The organism is Limosilactobacillus kribbianus (genome assembly GCF_026413145.1).
GTDB lineage: Bacteria > Bacillota > Bacilli > Lactobacillales > Lactobacillaceae > Limosilactobacillus > Limosilactobacillus kribbianus.
Genome location: NZ_JAOVYZ010000004.1, coordinates 73,417 through 95,435, shown reverse-complemented (window position 1 = coordinate 95,435; position 22,019 = coordinate 73,417). Strand labels below are relative to the sequence as shown.

At 53.1% G+C, this 22,019-nt stretch carries 21 protein-coding genes; 5 read left to right on the top strand and 16 right to left on the bottom strand.

Annotation, left to right across the window (positions count from 1 at the left end; translation table 11 throughout):
* Positions 1 to 150 precede the first annotated feature (150 nt).
* The gene (serS, locus tag OCT58_RS02210) at positions 151 to 1,449 is read right to left on the bottom strand and encodes a serine--tRNA ligase (RefSeq protein ID WP_267201205.1); all 1,299 of its coding nucleotides are present in this window, start codon (positions 1,447 to 1,449) and stop codon (positions 151 to 153) included.
* Between the two features lie 347 nt (positions 1,450 to 1,796).
* Here serS and OCT58_RS02205 point away from each other — a divergent pair, with 347 nt between their 5' ends.
* Positions 1,797 to 2,564 (top strand): NADPH-dependent oxidoreductase, encoded by a 768-nt coding sequence (locus OCT58_RS02205; RefSeq protein WP_267201204.1) that lies wholly within the window; start codon positions 1,797 to 1,799, stop codon positions 2,562 to 2,564.
* 59 nt (positions 2,565 to 2,623) lie between these two features.
* Here the strand turns inward: OCT58_RS02205 and OCT58_RS02200 are convergent, their stop codons facing one another.
* The 3 genes from OCT58_RS02200 to OCT58_RS02190 are packed head-to-tail and all read right to left on the bottom strand — an operon-like array spanning position 2,624 to position 5,402.
* Positions 2,624 to 3,547: an FAD:protein FMN transferase gene (locus tag OCT58_RS02200; protein ID WP_267201203.1), complete on the bottom strand. Its 924-nt coding sequence runs from the start codon at positions 3,545 to 3,547 to the stop codon at positions 2,624 to 2,626.
* Between the two features lie 11 nt (positions 3,548 to 3,558).
* On the bottom strand, positions 3,559 to 4,803 hold the full coding sequence (locus OCT58_RS02195) for an NAD(P)H-dependent oxidoreductase (RefSeq protein WP_306309857.1): 1,245 nt from the start codon (positions 4,801 to 4,803) through the stop codon (positions 3,559 to 3,561).
* 2 nt (positions 4,804 to 4,805) lie between these two features.
* Positions 4,806 to 5,402 carry an NADPH-dependent FMN reductase gene (locus OCT58_RS02190; RefSeq protein ID WP_267201201.1) on the bottom strand — a complete coding sequence of 199 codons (597 nt, stop codon included), beginning with the start codon at positions 5,400 to 5,402 and terminating at the stop codon, positions 4,806 to 4,808.
* A gap of 206 nt (positions 5,403 to 5,608) precedes the next feature.
* Here OCT58_RS02190 and rlmD point away from each other — a divergent pair, with 206 nt between their 5' ends.
* Positions 5,609 to 7,012 carry a 23S rRNA (uracil(1939)-C(5))-methyltransferase RlmD gene (gene rlmD, locus OCT58_RS02185; RefSeq protein WP_267201200.1) on the top strand — a complete coding sequence of 468 codons (1,404 nt, stop codon included), beginning with the start codon at positions 5,609 to 5,611 and terminating at the stop codon, positions 7,010 to 7,012.
* Positions 7,013 to 7,056: 44 nt separating this feature from the next.
* On the top strand, positions 7,057 to 7,428 hold the full coding sequence (locus tag OCT58_RS02180; RefSeq protein ID WP_267201199.1) for a HesB/YadR/YfhF family protein: 372 nt from the start codon (positions 7,057 to 7,059) through the stop codon (positions 7,426 to 7,428).
* 52 nt (positions 7,429 to 7,480) lie between these two features.
* Here OCT58_RS02180 and OCT58_RS02175 read toward each other — a convergent pair whose 3' ends face one another.
* From OCT58_RS02175 to asp1, 3 genes are read right to left on the bottom strand one after another with little or no spacing between them, the layout of a single operon-like run.
* The gene (locus tag OCT58_RS02175; protein WP_267201198.1) at positions 7,481 to 9,163 is read right to left on the bottom strand and encodes an alpha-glucosidase; all 1,683 of its coding nucleotides are present in this window, start codon (positions 9,161 to 9,163) and stop codon (positions 7,481 to 7,483) included.
* 57 nt (positions 9,164 to 9,220) lie between these two features.
* A complete protein-coding gene (locus tag OCT58_RS02170) occupies positions 9,221 to 10,726 on the bottom strand; it encodes a glycosyltransferase (protein ID WP_267201197.1) in 1,506 nt (501 codons plus the stop codon).
* Between the two features lie 17 nt (positions 10,727 to 10,743).
* Entirely contained in the window at positions 10,744 to 12,270 is a 1,527-nt protein-coding gene (asp1, locus tag OCT58_RS02165) for an accessory Sec system glycosyltransferase Asp1 (protein WP_267201196.1), read from the bottom strand.
* Between the two features lie 132 nt (positions 12,271 to 12,402).
* On the opposite strand from asp1, the gene OCT58_RS02160 reads away from it, so the two are divergent.
* Positions 12,403 to 12,807, top strand: a complete 405-nt coding sequence (locus OCT58_RS02160; protein ID WP_267201195.1) for a hypothetical protein — start codon at positions 12,403 to 12,405, stop codon at positions 12,805 to 12,807.
* A gap of 201 nt (positions 12,808 to 13,008) precedes the next feature.
* Here OCT58_RS02160 and pyrR read toward each other — a convergent pair whose 3' ends face one another.
* From pyrR to OCT58_RS02145, 3 genes are all read right to left on the bottom strand, one after another.
* A complete protein-coding gene (pyrR, locus tag OCT58_RS02155; protein WP_267201194.1) occupies positions 13,009 to 13,545 on the bottom strand; it encodes a bifunctional pyr operon transcriptional regulator/uracil phosphoribosyltransferase PyrR in 537 nt (178 codons plus the stop codon).
* A 157-nt stretch (positions 13,546 to 13,702) separates the two neighbouring features.
* The gene (locus OCT58_RS02150; RefSeq protein ID WP_267201193.1) at positions 13,703 to 14,497 is read right to left on the bottom strand and encodes a hypothetical protein; all 795 of its coding nucleotides are present in this window, start codon (positions 14,495 to 14,497) and stop codon (positions 13,703 to 13,705) included.
* Positions 14,498 to 14,592: 95 nt separating this feature from the next.
* Entirely contained in the window at positions 14,593 to 15,882 is a 1,290-nt protein-coding gene (locus tag OCT58_RS02145) for an adenylosuccinate synthase (RefSeq protein ID WP_267201192.1), read from the bottom strand.
* A gap of 197 nt (positions 15,883 to 16,079) precedes the next feature.
* Here OCT58_RS02145 and OCT58_RS02140 point away from each other — a divergent pair, with 197 nt between their 5' ends.
* On the top strand, positions 16,080 to 17,054 hold the full coding sequence (locus tag OCT58_RS02140) for a GMP reductase (protein ID WP_267201191.1): 975 nt from the start codon (positions 16,080 to 16,082) through the stop codon (positions 17,052 to 17,054).
* A 78-nt stretch (positions 17,055 to 17,132) separates the two neighbouring features.
* Here the strand turns inward: OCT58_RS02140 and OCT58_RS02135 are convergent, their stop codons facing one another.
* The 6 genes from OCT58_RS02135 to pgmB all read right to left on the bottom strand — a co-directional run bounded on the left by OCT58_RS02135 (position 17,133) and on the right by pgmB (position 22,012).
* Positions 17,133 to 18,914: a glycerophosphoryl diester phosphodiesterase membrane domain-containing protein gene (locus OCT58_RS02135; RefSeq protein WP_267201190.1), complete on the bottom strand. Its 1,782-nt coding sequence runs from the start codon at positions 18,912 to 18,914 to the stop codon at positions 17,133 to 17,135.
* Between the two features lie 130 nt (positions 18,915 to 19,044).
* Positions 19,045 to 19,428 (bottom strand): carboxymuconolactone decarboxylase family protein, encoded by a 384-nt coding sequence (locus tag OCT58_RS02130; protein WP_267201189.1) that lies wholly within the window; start codon positions 19,426 to 19,428, stop codon positions 19,045 to 19,047.
* A gap of 2 nt (positions 19,429 to 19,430) precedes the next feature.
* A complete protein-coding gene (locus tag OCT58_RS02125) occupies positions 19,431 to 19,760 on the bottom strand; it encodes a carboxymuconolactone decarboxylase family protein (RefSeq protein ID WP_267201188.1) in 330 nt (109 codons plus the stop codon).
* Positions 19,761 to 19,881: 121 nt separating this feature from the next.
* On the bottom strand, positions 19,882 to 20,748 hold the full coding sequence (locus OCT58_RS02120) for an aldo/keto reductase (RefSeq protein ID WP_267201187.1): 867 nt from the start codon (positions 20,746 to 20,748) through the stop codon (positions 19,882 to 19,884).
* Between the two features lie 55 nt (positions 20,749 to 20,803).
* Complete coding sequence (locus tag OCT58_RS02115; protein ID WP_267201186.1) at positions 20,804 to 21,280, bottom strand: Lreu_0056 family protein; 477 nt, start codon at positions 21,278 to 21,280, stop codon at positions 20,804 to 20,806.
* 66 nt (positions 21,281 to 21,346) lie between these two features.
* The gene (pgmB, locus tag OCT58_RS02110) at positions 21,347 to 22,012 is read right to left on the bottom strand and encodes a beta-phosphoglucomutase (protein WP_267201185.1); all 666 of its coding nucleotides are present in this window, start codon (positions 22,010 to 22,012) and stop codon (positions 21,347 to 21,349) included.
* Positions 22,013 to 22,019: the final 7 nt, after the last annotated feature.

Sequence of the window (22,019 nt, the reverse complement as noted above, 5' to 3'; positions counted from 1 at the left end):
TATTTAATTTTAAAAAGCAACGCTGTTTAAAGCAAAGAGTGAGCCTTCATTCACACAAATTGTGTAAATAAAGGCTCACTCTTTTGGTATCCCAAATGTCAATAGCTTAACTTAATGACATTGCAACGTGTGGCCGGTACTTAAATTTCTTTACTTATTCCGGAACGGAACCGCATTTTCCTTCGTAATCTTGGTAACGCCGTGCATGTACGGTACCAAAACCTCTGGAATCGTGACGGAGCCGTCTTCATTCTGGTAGTTTTCCAGGATGGCAGCCACGGTCCGGCCGACAGCCAGACCAGAGCCGTTCAGGGTGTGGACGTAGTGAAGCTTACCGTCCGCATCTCGGTACTGGGTGTGCATCCGCCGCGCCTGGAAGTCCAGACAGTTGGAGCAGGAAGAAACTTCCCGGTACTTGTTCTGGGCAGGCATCCAGAGTTCGAGATCGTGAGTCATCGAAGCCGTAAAACTCATGTCACTGGTGGTCAGCGTGATGACGTGGTACGGCAGGCCCAGCTTCTTCAAGATGTTCTCGGCGTTGGCAGTCATCTTCTCAAGTTCGTCCCATGAGTCCTCAGGTTTGGTGTACTTCACCATTTCAACCTTGTTAAACTGATGCATCCGGATCAGGCCCCGGGTGTCCCGACCAGCGGCCCCAGCTTCGGACCGGAAGCACGGCGTCAGCGCGGTTACGTAGACTGGCAGTTCGGCTTCCGGAATAACATCACCGCGGTAGTAGTTGGTCAACGGTACTTCAGCGGTTGGGATCAGGGTCATGTCCTCGCCATTAACCTGGTAGACCCCTTCCTTGAACTTCGGGAACTGGCCAGTCCCGTACATTGACTGGGCATTAACAATGTATGGCGGCAGAACTTCAGTATAGCCGTCCTTCATGTGTTCATCGAGCATGAAGTTGTAGACGGCCCGCTCCAGCTGAGCACCCAGGCCAAGGTAGTAGACAAAACGGGCGCCAGAAACCTTCCGTGCCCGGTCGAAGTCGAGGATTCCCAGGTTCCCACCAACGTCCCAGTGGTGCTTTGGTTCGAAGTCAAAGTCCCGAATCGTGCCGACCTTGCGCAGTTCTACGGAGCCTTCCTCGGTCAGGCTGACCGGAACGCCGTCGTGCGGCACGTTTGGCAGGTGGGCCATCTTGTCGTGCAACTCAGTATCGTTAGCCTCGACCTGGTCGTCCAAGCCCTTGATCTTGTCCCCGAGTTCCCGGGTTTCCTTGATGGCTTCGTCGGCGGACTCGCCGTTGCGCTTGGCTTCACCGATCTTCTTAGAAGCGGCGTTGCGCTGGGCCTTCATTGTTTCAACTTCTTGCAGCAGGTCACGCCGCTTTTGGTCCAATTCCAGAACCTCATCAATTTCTTCGGCCTTAACACCCCGGGTTGCTAATTTTTGCTTGAAAAAGTCGGGGTCTTTGCGAATCTTCTTAATATCTAACATTGTAAAAAACCTCCAATAAAAAGAGCCATTTCGTCTCCAATATTTTGGGACGAAATGGCTCTTAGTTCCGCGGTACCACCCAAGTTTGACAAAATTGTCACCCTCGTGGTAGATAACGGCTACCAACCGTGCGGCATTACCCGCCCACATTTACCTGCACCGGAGTTTCGATCAACCGCTCACACCAGCCGCGGTCTCTCTGGATGATCTACTTGAAATGCATTCGTGTTTCTTATTGCCATTATCATATTACATCCTGTTCATTTTAGCAACAAAGGAAATCAAATTTGCATTTCCCGGGAAATACTGCCCATAATGAAATTAAATCTAGCAAGGAGGCCTTTTTTATGATTCACAATTTCACCATTGACCACCAACTCAACCACCGTTCCATCCGGGCGTTCAAGCCACAAGCACTCAGCCAAGAGCAGCTGACCACCTTATATGAGGCAGCCCGGCACACCTCGACCAGTAACTTCTGGCAGGCGTTCAGTATTCTTCACGTGACCGACGAAAAGAAACGGGCCGCAATTCGGCAACTCGGCAACCAACCCTATATTGGTAAGAACGGCGACCTTTTGATCTTCATGGTTGACCTGTTCCGCAACCAACGAATTCGCCAGGATAACGGGAAAGACGACGGCCGCTTGCACACCGCCGACGTCTTTCAGCAGGCTGTTGAGGACACTGTGCTGGCCGTCCAAAACACCCTGGTAGCTGCCGAGAGCATGGGCCTGGGCGGAGTAATCCTCGGATCGATTAAGAACGACCCGGTCGAACTGATTAAGATCCTCGAACTGCCGAAGATGGTCTTTCCACTGCTGGGCCTCCAGGTTGGTATTCCGGATCAGGAGCCGCAGTTAAAGCCCCGCCTGCCACTCGACAAGCTGGTCTTTGAAAATGACTACAACCGCGACTTTCACGCCAGCGATCTCAAGGACTATGATGCTGAGGTGACCCAGTACTATGACCTGCGCGACGCTAACCGGCGGATCGACTCCTTCACTCATCAGATTTGTGGACCGAAGCTCGACCGCCAAGAAAGCAGCCGGGACAAGCTGCCGATTGCCCTTCACCAACAAGGACTCGCCTTAGATTGGAACGGAGAAAAATAATTTAGCCACAAAAAACGGAGCACTGAACCAGTCAGATGGATTCAGCGCTCCGCTTTTTGTTAGATTCCCACGTTTTCTACGTGTTCGTTATTCTGGATAAAGACTGCCGCCCGGTTACCGGGACGATCCAGCCAACCGGGAATTGGCCGGCCGTTAAAGAAGAGCCGCTTGGCCTCGATCTCCCCCAGTACCGATCGGTCGGTAAAGACGGTCACGCTACTGAGATCAGTCTTCAGCGGGTAGCCCGTCCGTGGATCGATCAGGTGGTGATAGCGGTGGCCGTTTTTGACCAGAAATCGCTCGTAAATGCCCGACGTCACCGCTGAGCAGGCCGGTTGACGGACAATCTCCATGTTCTCCCCGCGATGCAGCTGCGGGTCCTGGACGCCAATGTTCCATTGACCGTCCGCACGCCGGGGAGAGGAACCAACCATGACCAGATTACCGCCGAGATTAATAATCCCCGCCGACACCCCGTGAGCTTCCCAAAAGGCGCGGACTTGATCGGCAATGTAGCCCTTAGCAATTCCACCGAGATCTAATTCCATCCCCGTCTGCTTGAGATAAGCGGCACGGCGGGTGTCGTCGAGCTCGACTTGGAAGGGGTCAATCAGCTGCAGACGGTCCTGAATGTCCCGGTCCGCCGGCACATTGGCACCTTGAAAACCGATCTTCCAAAGCTTCACCAGGGGGCCGATCAGAGCGTTAAAACCGAAATTCTCCCGGCTGTAGTGCACCGCCATTTTAATCAGTTCATAGGTCGAAGGCGACACTACCCGGGCTCCCTGTCCGGCGGCGTGGTTGACATCCATTACCTCCGACTGGTCCCGGTTGACGGTCAGCCGGTCCTCGAAGCCGTCGATCAGATCCATCGACGGCTGGAGCAAGTCGCGAAACTGATCACCAAAGACCGTCAGCACAATCCGCGTCCCCAGGGCATGGTGGGTCAGTGAATGGACCTGGCTGACCAATTGCTCATTCATGGCCATGGCACTTAGTTTTCAGAAGCACCGGTCGTGGCGTCCGCGGCTTCATCGTCGGCGTCCACGCTGCCGGATTCGGAAGCACCAGTGGAGGCATCGGCACCATCATCCGTAGCCACATCCGGGTCAGTTGTCATTTCGTCGGCACCCTCATTATTAGATTCGGAAGCGCCGGTCGAAGCATCCGCGGTTTCTGCGACTGGAGTGGCGGTAGTGTCTGCAGAATCTTCGTGCTTAGAAGCACCGGTTGAGGCATCGGCCCCCTTATCCCAAGCCCCGTTTTCAAAGAGGTTAAGGATGTATTCCACGTTTCCAGTGAACTCGATCGTGCCAAGGTAGTGACCATCAACATCACGCAGGGCGTAGTATTGAATCAGAGAACGGTGACCGTGCATCCACAGTGGCCGAGTCACAACGTCGCGCTTACCATCCCGGAAGCTGTTGATGATGCTCATAACTCCTGGAACGGCCTTCGGTGGGTGGCATTCCGTTACTGGTTCGTTCAGCGAAGCCACGTCCCGAACATGTTCACGGTTTGGCTTGTCCGAGAACCAGCTGAAGTTGTCGGAGCTGTCGATGAGGTCAATCTCGAACGGGATCGTACTGAAGATCTGTTGAACCTCCTTTAAGGACAGCCGTCCGGTTGGAAACTTGATATAGGCATCGCTAATACTTGGTTGCTTGATCGGCATCGTTACTTCCTCCTCGTCCACGTGTTGAAAGACTTGAATGTATTCAATAAAGTTAGTAAAACATTTTTCCAGATTATCCCGCATTGCTGGATCGATCAGCCGACCGTCTTCGGAAAAGACATGGGTAGCACCGCCGATCAGCACCTCATTGCCGGGGAGCAAGTTGGTATTGCAATCCGGAGAAATCAGGATCTGGCGCATCTGCACCTGCGAGCGTGCCGAAGCCTGCCGGCCATAGGAAACCCCCACGACCATGACTGGCTTGCGGTCGAGCACCTTGGTGTGGTAGGACAGCCATTCAACGGCACTCTTCAGGGCAGCCGGAATTCCGTGGTCGTATTCCGGCGTGGAGAAGATCACCCCATCGGCTGCCTTGACCTTCTGCTTGAGCTTCCAAACCTCGGTCTGCTCTTCCAGCGGCACGTCGACCCCAAACGGTGGCAACTTGCTGATCTCATAGAGTTCAATCTCCGCCATCTGTTTAAAGTGCTTCTTCATGAACTTCAACAGTAAACGGTTATAAGAAAAGTTGGCATTCGTCCCAACTAACGCTAAGATCTTCATCATTAGTCCTTTGCCGCCTCCTTCTGGTCCTCTGCGGCTGCCTGGTCCGCGACCATCTTGTTGATCGCCCGGGCATAAACCTTAAAGTCATCAATACACTTATCGAGGAACTTGACCGTCATTTCATCGTTGATCTTGCCATCCTCATCGATAACATTGGCCGCGTCACTCATGAAAAACTCGTTTCCCTGATAAACCTGGGCGTTCACCCCTGGTGAAATCAGGATATCCCGAAGCTGAACTTGAGAACGGGACGAACCCTGCTCATGGGTGGATGCACCCACGATCATCACGGGCTTATTTTCCAGCGGATGCACCTCATATGACATCCATTCCACCACACTCTTTAAGGCTGAGGTGATCGAGTGGTTGTATTCGGGGCTGGCAATAATGACCGCGTCCGCGGCGTTTACCCGTTGGTCCAAGTCAGCGATAATCTCTGGGGCCTTACCTTTATAGTTTTCGTTAAACATCGGTACCTTGCGAATGTCAATGACGTCGACCTCATCAGTGTCCTGGTACTGGTCGGCAATAAATTCCAGCAACATCCGGTTGTAGGAATGGTTGGCATTGGAACCGGCAATTGCAGCAATCTTCAAGATCTGTCACTTCCTTTAAATATTTATGCAGCATTTCACAGATCCATTCTACTATATTTTACCGGGAAGCAACACAGATCATTAGTAAATATTTGGTTTATTAAGTGTTTTGCAAACGTTTAGTTATAAAGACAGCAATGGGAATGGGGCTCAGAAGTGGTCTGTGCTAAAATAGGGGCACATCATCAAGAGAACGGAGAAATACCATGAACAAACACAGTCAAACAATCACTTCCGTTGCTGTCAGTGTTGGCGACCGTTTCCCACTGAGCATCAAGCGGCTCGGCGTCAACGGTCACGGCATCGGCTACTTTAAGCATAAGGTCTGTTTCGTCCCCGGCGCCCTCCCCGGTGAAGTCATCGTCGCCGAGGTCACGAAGGTCATGCCTCGCTACCTGGAAGCCAAGATTCACCGCCTGCGCAAGGCTAGTCGCCACCGGGTCCAGCCCCGGGACGCTTATGCCGACGTGGCCGGTGGGTTTGAGCTCGAAAACCTGGCCTATTCGGAACAATTAAAGTTTAAGCGCCAGGTGGTACTCGATAGTCTAGCCAAGTTTCAGCCTTATGGCTACCGTAATTACGAGGTTCGGCCGACAATTCCGGCTCCGGCTGAATATGGCTACCGCAATAAGGCCCAGTTCCAGGTACGAATGATTGCCGGCCACGTTGCCGCCGGGTTATACAAGCCCGACAGTCACGACCTAGTCGACATGGAAGAGTGTGCCGTCCAGATGCCCCACACCATGAAGGTCATCCGGACCGTCGCGCAGCTGATTGAACAGCTCCAGATCCCTGTTTACGACGAAAAGGCCAACAGTGGGATCATCAAGACCCTAGTCGTGCGCGAATCCAGGGCGACTGGGGAACTCCAACTGACTTTCATTACCAATACCCCGAAGCTGATCCACAAGCGCCAGCTCCTGGAGGCCATCCATGACCAGCTACCCGAGGTGGTTTCGATCATGCAAAACGTCAACCCCGGCGACACTCCGCTGATCTGGGGCGAGCAGATGATTCACCTGGCCGGTAAGGAAACGATCACCGAAAGCCTGATGGGACTGGACTTCAACCTGTCCGCCCGCTCCTTTTTGCAACTCAACCCGGAACAGACCGAAACCCTCTACGAAGAGGCGGCCACGGCCCTGGAACTGTCGCCCGCTGACACTTTGATCGACGCCTACGCCGGAATCGGGACGATTGGGCTTTCTCTGGCTTCGCGGGTCAAGATGGTGCGAGGGATGGAAGTTATCCCCGAGGCGGTTACCGACGCCAACGCCAATGCCGAACGCAACGGAATTACCAACGCCCGCTATGAGGTCGGCAAGGCAGAGGATTTGATGCCACAATGGGAACACGATGGCCTGCACTTTGACGCGTTGGTCGTCGATCCGCCGCGGGCCGGGCTCGACGAGGGATTAATCAAGGCCATCCTCGCCGCCAAACCGAAGAAGTTCGTCTACGTTTCCTGCGGGATGGCTTCCCTAGCGCGCAACCTGCGCCGGCTGACCAGCGTCTACCACGTGGACTATATCCAACCGATCGACATGATGCCGCAGACCGCCCGGTGCGAGGCCGTCGTCAAACTCTCGCTGCGGTCGGTTCAAAAGTAAAGTCAAGTCAAGTCACGCTTTGATTTAGAAAGGAGGGAGCACCTGTGCAGCTAATCATCACCGCTGCCGCCGACCAGTGGTTCCGGCGGCACCTTAATCTCCAAGCAGGTGCCGGAGTCAGATTCTTCGGTAAAACCACCCAGCCCCACCACGTCCGGCACAGTTCGCATCAGGGATTTGCCCGGGAGGATGACCTGACAAATTCGGCGCTGACGGTAGAAAAAAATGGCGTTAATTACCATATCAACTTCACTGATGGCTGGTTCTTCTCCGGCCTGACGACCACGGTCGACCTGGACCAGGCTGCCCAAGAAATCGTCTTTCATTTCCACTATGAGGGTCAGGACTCAGCAAGTCCCCAGGATGTGGACGCGATCACCGGCGCCTCGAGCAAATTTGAGGATTATTGGGAATAAAGTACAAAAAACGTTCTGATTGCCTTCGTGGCGTCAGAACGTTTTTTACACCTTAATATTGGTAAACTTTCGCCTCATACGGCCGGATTGTGTCCCCCTGATCATCAGCATAGTTGCTGATCAGCAGTTTGGCCGTGTCCGGCACGGCGTAATGACGGCTGACAGTTTGGGCCGTGTAGTTCAGGATGACCAGCAGGCTGGTCTCCTTGTCCTGCCGGGTGTAGGCGAAAATCTGCTCGTCAGAATCATTGCCCGTTGCGAGCGCATAGCGGCCGTCTGTGATCACCGGTAGGGTGTGGCGGAGCTTGATCAGCTTTTGGTAGTAGTAAAAGACCGAGTTCGAATCAGCCAGGGCCTGGGCCACGTTGATCTGCCGATAGTTACCAGCCAATTTCTCCCAGGGCTGGTGGGTGGAAAAACCGGCGTAGCGCTGGTCGTTCCACTGCATCGGTGTCCGGGCATTATCCCGTGAGTGCATCGCCAGATATTTTAACATCGTCAACCCGTCAAGCAGGTGCTGCTCCTCGACCAGCTGATGATAAGCATTGCGTGATTCCAGGTCAACATAGTCACCGAGCTTGGTGAAGCCGGCATTGGTCATGCCAATCTCCTCCCCCTCGTAAATGTAGGGGGTCCCCTGCATAAAGTGGGTCATCGTTGCCAGCATCTTGGCCGACTTGACCCGGTAATCCTCAGTGGAGTCATCCCCAAAGCGGGAAACCACCCGGGGCTGGTCGTGATTATTCCAGTAGAGGGCGTTCCAGGCCTGGCCGGCTAACTCGACCTGCCACTTGGTCAGGTTGTCCCGCAGGTCAGCTAGGCTAGTTTTCTGGTCGTTCCACTTGGTGAGAGCCGGGTTCGGATTGGCGTCGAGGTTCATGTGTTCAAACTGGAAGACCATGTTGAGTTCCTGGTTGTGCAGGTCGGCGTACTTCTTCGCATCGGCGGGCGTTACGTTCGGTGTTTCGCCCACCGTGATCATTTTGTGTTTACTCATGACCTGACGATTCATCTCCCGCAGATATTCGTGGACCCGGGGACCGTTGGGAACAAGTTCTTCTACGTTAGCATACTTCTCATCAGCACGCTGCGGCCCGTCCGGCAAGCCCGCTGGCTTTGAAATCAGGTTGATGACGTCCATCCGAAAACCGTCGACGCCTTTGTCGGCCCACCAGTTCATCATGTCAAAAACGCGCTGGCGAACCTGTGGATTTTCCCAGTTCAAATCCGGCTGTTCGGGTGCAAAGAGGTGCAGGTAGTACTGACCGGTTTTTGAATCATACTTCCAAGCCGGGCCAGAGAAGTAGGAACCCCAGTTATTCGGCGCCTGGCCAGCTCGGCCGTCTCGCCAAATATAAAAGTCCCGGTAAGGGTTGTCCTTGCTCTTGCGCGACTCCAAAAACCAGGGATGCTGGTCGGAAGTATGATTGACGACCAGATCCATCACCAGCTTCATCCCCCGCTGGTGCAGGCCATCCAACAGCGCGGTGAAGTCAGCCATTGTTCCCAGGGTCGGATTGATCGCCTGGTAGTTGCTGATGTCGTAGCCGTTATCAACCTGGGGTGATTCATAGATTGGGTTCAGCCAGATAATGTCGACGCCGAGCTTTTGCAGGTAGTCGAGTCGACTGATAATTCCCCGAAGATCACCGATCCCATCGCCATTGCTGTCCTGAAACGACTTCGGATAAATTTGGTAGACAACCGCGTTCTTCCACCAATGTGTATTCTTCATAATTTTCGCATCCTTTCAAAAATGGGGCACCCATCCCGGTGCCCCATTTTGAATTCATTATTTGCTTTCCACGATCGGCGCCCATTGCCGCCAGGTTGTCTCACCACTGATGGTGTCCAGGTGTGCATAGGCCCCGTTGCTCAGGCTCTGCAGCTGCTTTGGATCTTTCAGTAGGGAAACTAGGGTCGCCGCGAATTTTTGCTGGTCGTTCAGTGGGATTAATTCCCCGTTGACCCCGGATTCGATCATGCTGGCTGGACCATAAAGGTAGTCGTAGCTAACTACCGGAACCCCGTTGCTCAGGGCCTCCCCCATTGCCAGCGGCTGCGCATCAATCCGGCTGGTGTCAACAAAGAGCTGGGCCTGGTCATAGGCCTGCTGGAGGTTAACCTGGTAACCAGCGAAGGTCACCGCATCATCCAGGCCCGCCTGACTCACCTGCTCCTTGTAACGCTTAACGTCGGCAGGAGCGCCATAGCCATACAATGTCAGCCGCGCCGTTGGAACCTGCTGGTGAACACTGGTAAAGATGCTGATCAGTTGGCTGATTTGCTTATCCTCACCCAGCCGGCCGACGTAAATCAGCTGGCCCGGTGTCCGCTGGTTCATATTGATTCGCTTTAACGGCTGTTTGGCCGGGGTCCCGTTGATCGCCAGGATTGGGACCTTTCTGCCAAGCCGCTTCCGCAGGTTCCGAGCTTGTTGTTCAGTCATCACGATGATCCCGTTCCACTTCTTCAGATCAGTGGTCAGTGGTGCCTGGAGCATTCCGTTCAACGGCCCGTTCAGTAGGTTTTGTCCGTCGTCCACGTGGTTCATTGGCAGCCACAGATATTTCTTCACATCACCCGTCAGCTGTTGAACCGGCTGGATGGCGACTGCTGGCCGGTCGGCAATGAAGGTGTTGGTGCCGTCAGTGACCCGGTTGAGTTCGTTCAGGAAAAAGACAAAGAGGTCGTCAAAGTTATCAAAGTAACGATCGCGTCCCTCGTAGTCGCGCAGAACATTCAGGGAATTAATCGGAGTATTCTGGGTGGATTGAACATAGTACCGTTCCAGGTAGCAAGTACCATCCGGCCGGTAGTACCGTTCGTAGTCGTTCTCGCCCTTTTGTCCAAAGAATTGATCAACCGCCTTGTAGCCCCGCAGATCATAGCGCTCACGCAGGGTCATGTTGCCAGCCGGATCATACCAGTCGACCCGGTCCACCTGGCCGACCGTCCCACCGACGAAGTAAACCTGCGCTACTAGCCGTTGGCCATCCTTAACGTCACGGAAATTATTTCCCGTCCCTACCTGGTAATCAATTGGCAGATTGAGATCCTGCGTGTGGAATGGCTGTCCTTGGTAATCAGTCGTCCCAGCAAAGAAGTCGAACATATTCAGGAGCTGGTCGTCGTCCAAGCCAAAACGCTTCACCGTGGCATGAATGATCGGGTCAAAGTCCCGTGTTACCAGCTTTGCCGCGGTATGGTTAGCCTTGAACAGCTTGAGGCGCTTGATTTCCGCATGCTCAACACTGGAATTGCTACTCAATAGGTATTGATTGACAAAGAAAAACACTATTTATTGGCCTCCTTTTAGTTCATGTCATCGATCAGCTCTTGCCAAAGTTTCATTACGTTTGGCTCCGAATAACGTCGGCTATCCTCATAGGCGTTTTCGCTCATCCGCGCCAATTCCTGCTGGTTGGTCAATAACTTGCTGATTGCCTGTGCCAGGCCGGCAATGTCGCCATTCTTGGTCAGCAGGCCATCACGGCCGTTAATAATAACGTCTGCCGGTCCATATTTAATATCATTGGCAACGATCGGTAAACCATGGGACTGGGCTTCCACCAGGGTCAGTGGCAGCCCTTCAACCCGGCTCGGCAAGATCAGCAGCTGGGCACTTTCGTAAACGGCATTGACGTCGCTTGTGTAACCGTGGAAGGTAACTGAATCGCCGATCTGCTCCTCAGCAACAATCTTATCCAAGGTCTTATCAAAATTATCGTTAGCATAACCCCAGAAATTCAGCTTAGCATCTGGAACCTTCTTTAACACCATCGGCCAAGCCTTAAGTAATTGGTCCTGCTGCTTTTCTGGTGACAGACGGGCCACCATCACAACCTGGTTCTTCACCCGGTTAGCAAATGGAACGTGCGGCTTGTCCAGCACTGCTGCAGGGACAATCGGCCCTGGAATGCGGTAAATCTTAACGCCTTCCTTGCCAAAACGCGCCTTGACGTCATCCTGCTGTTGCGGGGTCAGGGTGATTACGCCGTCCCAGTCTTTAAAGTGGTGGAGTCCCCAGTTGTAGTTGTAATTTAAGGTTGAGTGCAAGATATCATCGTTATTATTGACGTGGTCGTTGTGCAATTGCATGAACCGCGCAACCCGCTTCTTCATGTGGAGAACCGACCAGCCATTCTCGTAAACCCGGTCAACAATCAGGCCAACGGCACCATCGCCACAAATCGAGCGATCGGTAACCAGCTGATCCAAGAAGAAGGCTGTCAGTTCATCCAGGCCGGTAAACTGGTAATCACTGCCCCGATAGTCAAACAGGTGGTAGGACTTAATTTCCCGATCATGTTTGTCCTTCATGTGGGACAACTGCAGTGCTAGCTTGCCATCCGGCTGGAAGTAGTTTTCAGTTGTAATCTTTCCCTGCCAGTCGTAAACTTGTTCGACAGAAATAAAGCCCCGCACGTCGTACCATTTCACCTTCAGCAACTTGCCAAAGTGATCAAAATATTGGAGGTTAATGATATGCTTTTGAGCATCATTGCGCCGCCGAACATACAAAAGCTGGTGGCCATTGCGGAAGTAAATATAATTATTCCCGTCCGCCTTTCGTTGCCAGTCCTTATCGACTTGCACGTCCTTGATGGTAATGTCTTTTTGCGGAACAATTCGTGCATTTTGGAAGTAGTCAAACAAATTAACAAAGTCTTCATCGGCAATGTGCGCGTGCTGCGTTACCAAATGAAGCTCGTTCGAGTATTGCCGTGTGACAATTTTAGCCGGCTGTCCGAATTGCTTAAACAAATTTAAGCGCTTAATTTGCGCATGTTCAATCCCGGACTTGTTTTCTTGAATGCCGTCGTTTAGAAAGAATAGCATTTGTCGATCCCCTTTTCTTGTTTCACAAGTTGAGTTTACCATACTTTACTAATACTGACGACACCCGATATTGTAGGAGAAAACGCCCGTTTGTGTTATGATTAAGGTCTAATAGAAAGAAGTGGCAGAGATATGCAAAACCCATTTGGCAACAATAATGATAATGACCAAAACCCGTTTAACTTAAATAATCTCCCCCTCCCACCAAACTACGCGAAAATCGTCAATGACCAGGGGGAGATCCGAATCGCCAAAGTCGGCTTTTCCTGGACGACTCTCTGGTTTGGTCCCCTCCCGGCACTCTTCCGCGGGGACTACTACAACTTCATCTTGATGATCGTCCTCGACATGGACTACGCCCTCGTGGCCCTTTTCTTTGGCTGGACCTGGATGATCCAGTTCCCGTGGCCATCGATTTTCTTTGGCTTTTTCTACAATATGATGTACTTCAAACACCTCTTTAACAAAGGGTACCGCCCGGCCGATCAACGTTCTCGCGAATTACTGACGCGGACTCGTTATTGGCGCGAAAAATGAAAAAAGTGATCGAGAAAATCTCGATCACTTTTTTTATAACGTGGAAAACCAAAGGCTAGCTACGCGTCGTAACCGTGGGGCTAGTGTCTAGCGCAGCGAAGCAAGTCTATTTGACTACGGACGAAAGCCGACGCCTTCAGCGCCGACTCCCGTTCTAGTAGCCTCTCGCCCCACTTGATGATTATTTCCCACTCACTTTATCTAAGCATGTTCAATCGTTACGTCTTCGTGGCCATCGTATTCCTCAACCGCGACGTGGACCGTCTCGTTCATGGCCGTTGGGATGTTCTTACCCACAAAGTCTGGACGAATTGGCAATTCCCGATGGCCCCGGTCAACCAGGACGGCCAAAGAGATTCGCTTCGGGCGGCCCATGTCCATCAAAGCGTCCAGAGCGGCCCGCACCGTCCGACCGGTGAAGAGGACGTCGTCGACCAAGATAACGTGCTTATCGGTGATGTCCACGTCGAGTTGATCGGTCTTGACAGTTGGTTCCCGGTGATGTTCAGGAACGTGGCGATCATCCCGGTAAAGAGAAACATCCAGCGCCGCTACCGGAACATCAACGTTTTCAAGCTGGTTAAGCCGTTTGGCTAAACGTTTGGCTAGGTAGACACCGCGGGTCTTAATCCCAACAAAGACCAGGTTTTCAACCCCTTTGTTCTGCTCGATAATTTCGTAGGTAATCCGGGTCAGTGCCCGCTGCATGCTTGATCCATCAACAACTTCGTGTGCCATCTTTGCCAACTCCTTCTTTGTTTTAATCAAAAAGCCCTTCTCCGGTCGAATACCAAAAGAAGAGCGCAACTTTCTGCCGTGCCTTCATGACCTCGCAGGACCATCTTAAAGGTAATTATAACTATTTTAAGGTGCCGCAGTACCCCTGTCAATTCCGTTATTCCGCAAACTTATCCATCCAATTCTGGACCATGCTGGTAATGTTGGCCCAGATCTCCTTGAAACCATCCTGGTGCTTCAATTCATTGACAATTTGAATCCCGTTGTCCGGGTCTTGACGCACCTGTTCAATCGTGTTGTTGACCTGATTGAGCTGATTTTGAGTGGTTGAACTGCTAGTCTGGTTGGCCAGCTGCTGGTTTTTATTCTCGATCTGGTTTAGTCGCTGGTTGAGGGCGGCTTGATCCTGATCCTTTTGGTACTGCTTGGCTGCACCCTTCAGCTCCGCCACCTGGTTAGCCAGCTTTTGGTTGTCACCGCTGAGCTTGTCGATGCTGCTAGAATTCTTATCGATCTGGCTGCTCTGCTGGCTGTTGTTGGCCGCCTGCTCGGCCTGCTGATTGTGGTGACTGACCAGTGCCCAAGCGACGCAAAGAACTACGACAACCGCTAACAACCCCCACAGCCAGCTACGGTGCTTGCGTTGCGTTGGGGCCATCGGAGCAGGATTAGTCGACTGGCTCGATTGATTGCGCATTGGCCGAACATTGAGGGTCACACTCTCCTGGGCGGTCTGCCCGGTCGCATCCAGCACACTGACCAGGACCGGGTACTCCCCCTCTTGGTCAATGTTGACTTGGGTTAGGTTAAACACGACCTGACTGGTCAGGTCCGTCCCGTCGCTGGCAGTGGCGTGTACGCCGAGCTGCTGCTTTAAATCTTCCTGGTTAATAGTCTGCCCCAGTGGCCAGTCGAGGTACTGGCGGACCGTCGTGATCGTCAATGCTGCCATTATGTTCCACTCCAAATATCTTTTCTTTAATTGTACCACCCGGGGACAAAAAAGCGGACCACCTAACGTGATCCGCTTTTCTTTATTCAACTATTTTACAGTTCCCACGGGTTCTTGATGATAATCGTCTGGATTCGGTCAGCACCAACGGAAACAGTTGCCAGTGGCGTGTCGGACAGTTCGCTGACCCGCTTCAAGTAGTTTTGCGCGTTGATTGGCAGGTCTTCAAACTTCTTCACACTGGTGATGTCTTCGTCCCAGCCCGGCAGTTCTTCGTAAACTGGTTCACAGCGGTCCAGTTCCTTCAGGCTGGCTGGGTAGTAATCAATCTGCTTACCGTCGAGCTTGTAGGAGGTGCAGATCTTGACGGTCTTCAAACCGGTCAGCACGTCCAGCAGGTTCAAGCTGAGGCAGGAAAGGCCGGAAACCCGACGCGCATGCCGCATCGCAACGCTGTCGAACCAGCCAACCCGCCGTGGCCGTCCGGTAACCGTCCCGTATTCGTGGCCGGTTTCCCGAATCAGGTCACCAATCTCGTCGGTCAGCTCGGTTGGGAATGGGCCGGCACCAACACGGGTAGAGTAGGCCTTGCAGATGCCGACAACCGTGTTGATCTTGTTCGGACCAACACCAACCCCGGTGCAGACACCCCCGGCGATTGGGTTAGAAGCAGTGACGTATGGGTAGGTCCCGTGATCAATATCCAACATGACACCCTGAGCTCCTTCAAAGAGGACCTTCTTGCCTTGGTCTAAGGCGTCATTAACGATCCGGGAAGTGTCAGTCACGTACTTCTTCAGTTCTTGCCCGTATTCGTAGTAACTTTCGAAAATGTCATCGAAATTAATTGGATCAACGTGGTAGAGCTTGGTGAAGAGTTCGTTCTTCTCCGCCAAATTCCGTTCCAGCTTGATCTTAAAGGTATCCTTTTCCAAGAGGTCGCACATCCGAATGCCGACCCGGGAAACCTTGTCCATGTAAGTTGGACCGATTCCATTCTTGGTCGTCCCAACCTTGTGGTCACCCTTCGCTTCTTCTTGGCACTTATCGAGCAAGATGTGGTAAGGGAAGGTAATGTGGGAACGGCTGGAAATCCGCAGACCGGAAATATCAATCCCATTGTCCTGAAGATAGTGCAACTCCTTCAGCAGTGCCGGTGGGTTGATCACAACGCCGTTGCCGATTACGGCCAGCTTGTCCTTGCCGAAAATTCCAGATGGAACCAGGCGTAGGGCAAACTTCTTACCATCAAAAGCAATCGTGTGGCCGGCGTTGTTCCCACCTTGAGAACGAACAACGACGTCCGCGTCCTGACTCAGGTAATCGGTCATTTTCCCCTTTCCTTCGTCGCCCCATTGACTACCAACAATTACAACTGATGACATTTCTTTTCACCTCATCGTTTATTTTCGTAAAAGACGTTTTTACTTCCCTATCCTACCGAAAAAGGCCCCCGTCGTCAATAGCTTTCCGAACGATTTTTTGGCCAGTTTTTCAAATAGTACGACCTTTTTATTGACGGTGACGGGCAGAAAGCGCATAATAACATTTGGTAATTTTATAATAAAAAGGAGCAATTCTTGTGCAAACGTTCGATTATGATGATATTCAGCTTATCCCGAATAAGTGCATCATTAAGAGCCGGCATGATGCCGACACCAGCGTTAAGTTTGGTCCCCGGACCTTCAAAATCCCGGTCGTCCCGGCTAACATGGAAAGTGTGATCAATGAGGACCTGGCCGTCTGGCTAGCCCAGAATGGCTACTACTACGTCATGCATCGTTTCCAGCCCGCGGATCGGGCCGGCTTCGTGAAGCGGATGCACGACCGGAAGCTCTTTGCCTCCATTTCCGTGGGGATCAAGGACGCCGAATACGACTTTATCGACCAGCTAAAAGCCGAACATTTGGAACCAGAGTACATCACAATTGATGTTGCCCATGGTCATTCGGATTTTGTCATCAAGATGATTCGCTACATTAAAAAGAGCCTCTCCAACAGCTTCGTCACGGCCGGCAACGTCGCCACACCGGAAGCGGTTCGGGACCTGGAAAACGCCGGTGCCGATGCCACCAAGGTCGGCGTGGGCCCCGGCAAGGCCTGCATCACTAAGCTGAAGACCGGCTTCGGGACCGGGGGCTGGCAGCTGGCCGCCATCCGCCTCTGCGCCAAGGCGGCCCGGAAGCCAATCATTGCCGACGGGGGGATCCGTCACAATGGCGACATCGCCAAGTCGGTGCGCTTCGGGGCCTCAATGGTCATGATCGGCTCCATGCTGGCCGGCCACCTCGAGTCACCAGGCCACATCATCACGATCGACGGCAAGCGCTACAAGCAGTACTGGGGCTCGGCCTCCGAAGTCCAAAAAGGCGCCTACCGCAACGTCGAGGGAAAGCAGATGCTGGTTCCGTTCCGCGGTTCCATCAAGGACACGCTGCGGGAAATGCAGGAAGATCTTCAGTCATCGATCTCTTACGCCGGTGGTCGTGATCTCGAGTCGATTCGCAAAGTTGACTATGTGATTGTTAAAAACTCCATTTTGAATGGGGACTACTAAAATTTAGTTTCAAAGCTGAACACCCGCTACAACGTTTCTGCTGCAGCGGGTGTTTTTTATTGCATGAAGGCATTAAAGTTACGGTTCAAATTCTTGATTAGACGGGATCACCATGATGTAGTTCAGAATCCGCTGAGCATAGGACTGACGGCTTTCGTAGGTCTTGATCGCATCATTGAGGTCCGCTAGGTTGTCGGTGATGATGCCGTCGACGTGGTTGTACATCATCTGCTGCATCACGTCCGTGTCGTTGACGGTCCAGGCCGCTACCTGCTTGTGCTGGAGATGGGCCAGGTTGATGAAGTCATGGGTCAGGGTCGAATACTCCATCGAGTAGCCATCCGCCGCGGTGTTTGGGTAGGTAAAGTTGTAGGGCTGGATGTAGAGCACGGTCAATTGCGGGTCCAGTTTCTTTAATCCCTTCACCACGCTGTAATCCAGGGACTGGACCTGATCGTGGCGCCGGAGGATAGTTGCCCCGTAGCGCCGATCGAAATTTTTCAGCATCCCCGCGGAATCGTGTGGGGTGGTCTTGACCTCAATCAAGAGCTTCTGGTGGAGCCGGTCCGCGGCCCGCAAGTAGTCATCGAAACTGGCAATTTTGGCCCGGTAGCCATTTTCGTGGGCCGTCAACCGGGTCAGCTGCTTGAGGTTCAGTTGATAGGGTGCCTTGTTAACCCCCGCCAGCTCCTTGAGGTTTTCGTCGTGCATCACGATAAATTGGTGGTCCTTGGTCTCGTGGACATCCAGCTCAACGTAATCCGGGTGGAGGCGGTGCGTTTTTTTAAGCGCCGGAATCGTGTTCTGGACCCCGTTTTCCTCGGCCACCCCGCGGTGTGAGATGGTGACCGGCCGACGCAGCTCCTCCGTCAGGTAGAGGCCGTTGTTGAACAGGGTCACCAGGCTAACCAGGCTGACGGCAATCACTAACGCCCGTTTGGTTCCACGTGAAACATACCGCGGACCCGGCCGGCTGGTAAAGGTTGCCACCGGACGGGTAAGGATGCCGATTGCCAGGACCCCGGTCCAAACCGAGAAGAACTCGCTGAGCAATTGGACCAGCGAAAGGTTGAGGATCGCACTTGCCAGGGCTAATTTGCCAGGAAGCATGTCCAGGAGCAGCTGGAGGCCGACCATCACGCCGTAGCTGACCACCATCACGGCACCGGACAACAGGCCAACGATGATCAGGCGCAGTAATAACGGCCACCACCGGCCGCCACGGGTCAGGCGCCAGCTATTCGGCAGGGCCAATCTAGGGCGCTGTTCCCGGTACACCATCAACGGCAGGGCTAGGAGAAACCGAACACCCAGAACAAGCATCACGATGTAGAAAACGATCAGGATCGTCAGCAAGAGACTGCTGCGCGTCATGTAGTCGAGGATAAAGGCCGGGATCTGGACCTTGGACAGCAACGGCGTCCGAAAGACCAGGTCGGCAAAGGGGATCACCAGGACAAAGTAGCCGAGTAGAATCGCCAACGAGGCAAAGTGGAGCTGACGCAGGGACCGACCGCTTTCCAGCAACAGCTGGCGCACGCCGACTTTTCCCTGGCGAATGTCACGGACCCCCAGGAGGACGATCGCAAATTGCCAGTAAATCACCAGCAGCAGGACCAGCAACTCCAGGAACAGGCAGACTACCACCAGCGGATGCTCGCGGACAATCGTCACCACGTTCTGGTAGGAGACAAAGGGAATCTCCCCTTCCTGAAGGACAAAGGTGGTGATGAATCGAAAGACGGGGATCACCACCAGCTGAATTACCAGGTCAACACTGACGAAGAGGGTCAGGTATTGCCACCAATTTTTGAGAAATTCCCGGCTGCCAGCCCGAATCTCATTGTAGATACTCTTCATAAATCTGCTCTTCCTTCGCTTAAGCTTCATTAACCATTATACTGAGCGAACCGGTAATTTCAGCCGTTAACCACAAAAAAAAGCGGTGAGAATTTTCTCAACCGCCGCTGCTTTTTGGAGCCGAGCTGTCTTAGCCCTGCTTTTGCTTCATCATTTGTTGGAACTGATCGTTGGCCAGCAACTGATCTACGATGTCCAGAACCTGGGCACCGAAGACAAAGGACGGACCGCCGCTCATTTCAGTGGCCACGCTGATAGCATCCTTAATTTCCTCACGGGAGGCACCGGCCATCAGGCAACCGGCCGTGTGCTGAACCATGCAGCCTTCGCACCGCATCGTGATGGCGATTGCCAATGCCATCAATTCCTTTTCCTTGGAAGAGCAGGCACCGGTGTTGTTGATCGCCCAGTACATCACGTCGAAGCCCTTGCCGGGACCAGGAATTTCTTCTTTGTACTTATTGTTGTCGGCTAAGTAGCCCATCAATTCCTTTGCATAATCTTTTTTGGCCATTATTAGTCCCCCTTCGTAAACGTATCAAAAGCATGCAGGGCGTGCATCCCATATTCAAATGCCGGACCGCCGCTCATCTCCAGTGCAGTACCGACAGCATCCTTCACCTCGTCGCGGGTTACTCCAGCGTCAATTGCCTGCTTAATTTCCCAGGCAATATATTCGTCGCTGCGCTCGTGAACCGCAATTGCCACCCGCATCAACGCTACCAACTTCGTGTTCTGTGCAGTAGGCTGAGCAGTGCCAAATTCTTTTTGAAATTTTTGCCGGGCCGCCTGAACGTCCTCAAGGGTCGCCTTAAAATCAACAAATGCCGTGTTCGGCTCTCCCATAATCAACACCTCCTGATAACGCTTCCAGTCTAACATCAGCTTCATAATTATACAAATATATGCACTTAGTAAAAAAGAGACAAGAAATCGCATCGTTTCTCGTCCCTTTTCTTTATCCAATTTAGTAATCCACCGCGTCTGGATCGGCACACTGCCCGCCCAGGTTTGGCAGGCGGCTGATTGTCTGCATATCTTCATCGCTCAGCTCAAAGTCAAAGAGCTGGGTGTTTTGCACCATCCGCTCCGGGTGAACCGACTTTGGCAGCGGAAGAACCCCCTGTTGGATGATCCAGCGCAGGCTGATCTGGGCCGGCGTCTTACCGTACTTCTCCGCCAGTTTCAACATCGTCGGATTGGTCAGCACTTTGGCGCCCTGGCCACCAAGCGGGCCCCAGGCTTCGACCAGGATGTTGTGCGCTTGGAGATACTTAACCTCTTGGGCGTGCGGCCAGCCGGGGTGAACCTCGATCTGGTCAACCGCCGGCGCAACCTTGGCCGTCTCCATCAGGTCAATGACGTGGTGGGGCATGAAGTTACTCAACCCGATCGCCCGCACCTTCCCCTCGTGGTAGGCGTCTTCCATTGCCCGCCAAGTTTCGGCATTGATTTCAGCAGCCCGGTCGCCGAACTGTTTCTGGTTGGCCGGCCAGTGGATTAGGTAGAGATCAAGGTAGTCCATCTGAAGCTTGCGCAGCGTCTCGTCCAAGGCCTTCTTCGTGGTCGCATACCCCCGCTCGGTATTCCAGAGCTTGCTGGTGACGAAGAGCCGGTGCCGGTTAATGCCGGAGTCCTTAATCCCCCGGCCAACCGCCTCTTCATTGCCGTAAACGGCCGCCGTATCGATCAGCCGATAGCCAACCTCGATGGCGTCGGCCACTGCCTGCTCGGCCACGTCAGCGGGGGTGCGGAAAGTCCCGTAACCGACGCAGGGGATCGTGACCCCGTTGTTTAAGTGATAAAGTGAGTTAATATTTTTTAATTCAACCATTATAATCGCCCCTTTTTACTCTCTTAATTATACCGCTTAATAGTAAGCAGCTCCATCATTCCGTCCGCAACCGGCTGACATCCTGATTAACTCGCTTTTGCTGGCGAGCGGTGCGATAGTTCTTTTTGACCAGTTGACGAAGCCTGAGCTGCTTTGTCTTCAGTCGTGCCGCCCCGGCATTGGCATACTTAACCGTCACTACCCGATTAGCATGGACCTTAAAAAAGAACTGGGGACCGTTGCCGCCATCGTCCGCTACCAGGTAGCCGTAACCACGAACTCCCGCGGGAACGTTATCAGCTGGTTGAACATTGCCGTAGACTAGCTGACCGGCCTGAACCGTCTGATCAACCCAGTCCGGATAAATGTAAAGGCCTGCCAAAACAGCAATTTGTTGGTCCGTCAGTTGGACAACCCGGCTGCTGGCCTGGACGCTCCCTTTTTGCTGACCTGCGTCAATCCAGTTTAGCGGGCCGCTGACGCCAAGCATTACCGCCACCAGGCCAATAAGAGGTATAATCCTTCTTCTCATCATTTTCCTCCCGAAACAAATGGCTAAAGATTGATAGGTTGTAGTATGAGAGTCATTTGTGATTAATTAGTTGTCCATTTGTTCCTTAATGGCTGCCAATGAAACATCACCAGTGTGAGCGAACTTTACATCGGCATCCGTCAGCGTCGCCCCAAAGCCGATTGAGGTTTCGCCGGCGCGGTTGATCGATTCGATCCCGGCCTGGGCGTCTTCCAACCCTGCGACCTGGTTGGCCGGCAGGTTCATCAGCTTAGCAGCTTCACTGTAAATTTCTGGGTCTGGCTTCCCGTGCGTCAGCTTGGCAGGGTCCACGATGGCTTCGAAGTAGTCGGTGATTTGCAGGTACTTCAAAACCTTCGGGGCGTTCTTGGAAGCGGAGGCCAGCACAATGTGGTAGCCACCCTGCTTCATTTCATCCAGCAGGTTCTTCATCCCCGGCAGGATGTCTGCTGGCGTCAGGGTTTCGACCAACTTGATGTAGTTGTCGTTCTTCTCGGTTGCCAGAGCGACCTTTTCGTCCTGGCTGTAGTCGTTTTCGTGACCACCGGCCTTCAAGATCAGCTCAAGGGAGTCCATCCGGCTGACCCCCTTCAAGGAATCGGCCAGTTCAGGTGTCCATTCGGTGCCCACCTTGTCGGCGAGTTGGTGCCAGGCCTGACCGTGGAACCGCGCGGTGTCGGCGATGACCCCGTCAAGGTCGAAAGCAAAACCCTTCAGATCTTCAAACTTCATTCTCACT

What these genes read in the sequence shown, in the direction of transcription:
- serS (WP_267201205.1), bottom strand. Translation starts at nt 1,449, where the DNA reads ATGTTAGATATTAAGAAGATTCGCAAAGACCCCGACTTTTTCAAGCAA.
- OCT58_RS02205 (WP_267201204.1), top strand. Translation starts at nt 1,797, where the DNA reads ATGATTCACAATTTCACCATTGACCACCAACTCAACCACCGTTCCATC.
- OCT58_RS02200 (WP_267201203.1), bottom strand. Translation starts at nt 3,547, where the DNA reads ATGAATGAGCAATTGGTCAGCCAGGTCCATTCACTGACCCACCATGCC.
- OCT58_RS02195 (WP_306309857.1), bottom strand. Translation starts at nt 4,803, where the DNA reads ATGAAGATCTTAGCGTTAGTTGGGACGAATGCCAACTTTTCTTATAAC.
- rlmD (WP_267201200.1), top strand. Translation starts at nt 5,609, where the DNA reads ATGAACAAACACAGTCAAACAATCACTTCCGTTGCTGTCAGTGTTGGC.
- OCT58_RS02175 (WP_267201198.1), bottom strand. Translation starts at nt 9,163, where the DNA reads ATGAAGAATACACATTGGTGGAAGAACGCGGTTGTCTACCAAATTTAT.
- asp1 (WP_267201196.1), bottom strand. Translation starts at nt 12,270, where the DNA reads ATGCTATTCTTTCTAAACGACGGCATTCAAGAAAACAAGTCCGGGATT.
- OCT58_RS02160 (WP_267201195.1), top strand. Translation starts at nt 12,403, where the DNA reads ATGCAAAACCCATTTGGCAACAATAATGATAATGACCAAAACCCGTTT.
- pyrR (WP_267201194.1), bottom strand. Translation starts at nt 13,545, where the DNA reads ATGGCACACGAAGTTGTTGATGGATCAAGCATGCAGCGGGCACTGACC.
- OCT58_RS02150 (WP_267201193.1), bottom strand. Translation starts at nt 14,497, where the DNA reads ATGGCAGCATTGACGATCACGACGGTCCGCCAGTACCTCGACTGGCCA.
- OCT58_RS02145 (WP_267201192.1), bottom strand. Translation starts at nt 15,882, where the DNA reads ATGTCATCAGTTGTAATTGTTGGTAGTCAATGGGGCGACGAAGGAAAG.
- OCT58_RS02135 (WP_267201190.1), bottom strand. Translation starts at nt 18,914, where the DNA reads ATGAAGAGTATCTACAATGAGATTCGGGCTGGCAGCCGGGAATTTCTC.
- OCT58_RS02130 (WP_267201189.1), bottom strand. Translation starts at nt 19,428, where the DNA reads ATGGCCAAAAAAGATTATGCAAAGGAATTGATGGGCTACTTAGCCGAC.
- OCT58_RS02125 (WP_267201188.1), bottom strand. Translation starts at nt 19,760, where the DNA reads ATGGGAGAGCCGAACACGGCATTTGTTGATTTTAAGGCGACCCTTGAG.
- OCT58_RS02120 (WP_267201187.1), bottom strand. Translation starts at nt 20,748, where the DNA reads ATGGTTGAATTAAAAAATATTAACTCACTTTATCACTTAAACAACGGG.
- OCT58_RS02115 (WP_267201186.1), bottom strand. Translation starts at nt 21,280, where the DNA reads ATGAGAAGAAGGATTATACCTCTTATTGGCCTGGTGGCGGTAATGCTT.
- pgmB (WP_267201185.1), bottom strand. Translation starts at nt 22,012, where the DNA reads ATGAAGTTTGAAGATCTGAAGGGTTTTGCTTTCGACCTTGACGGGGTC.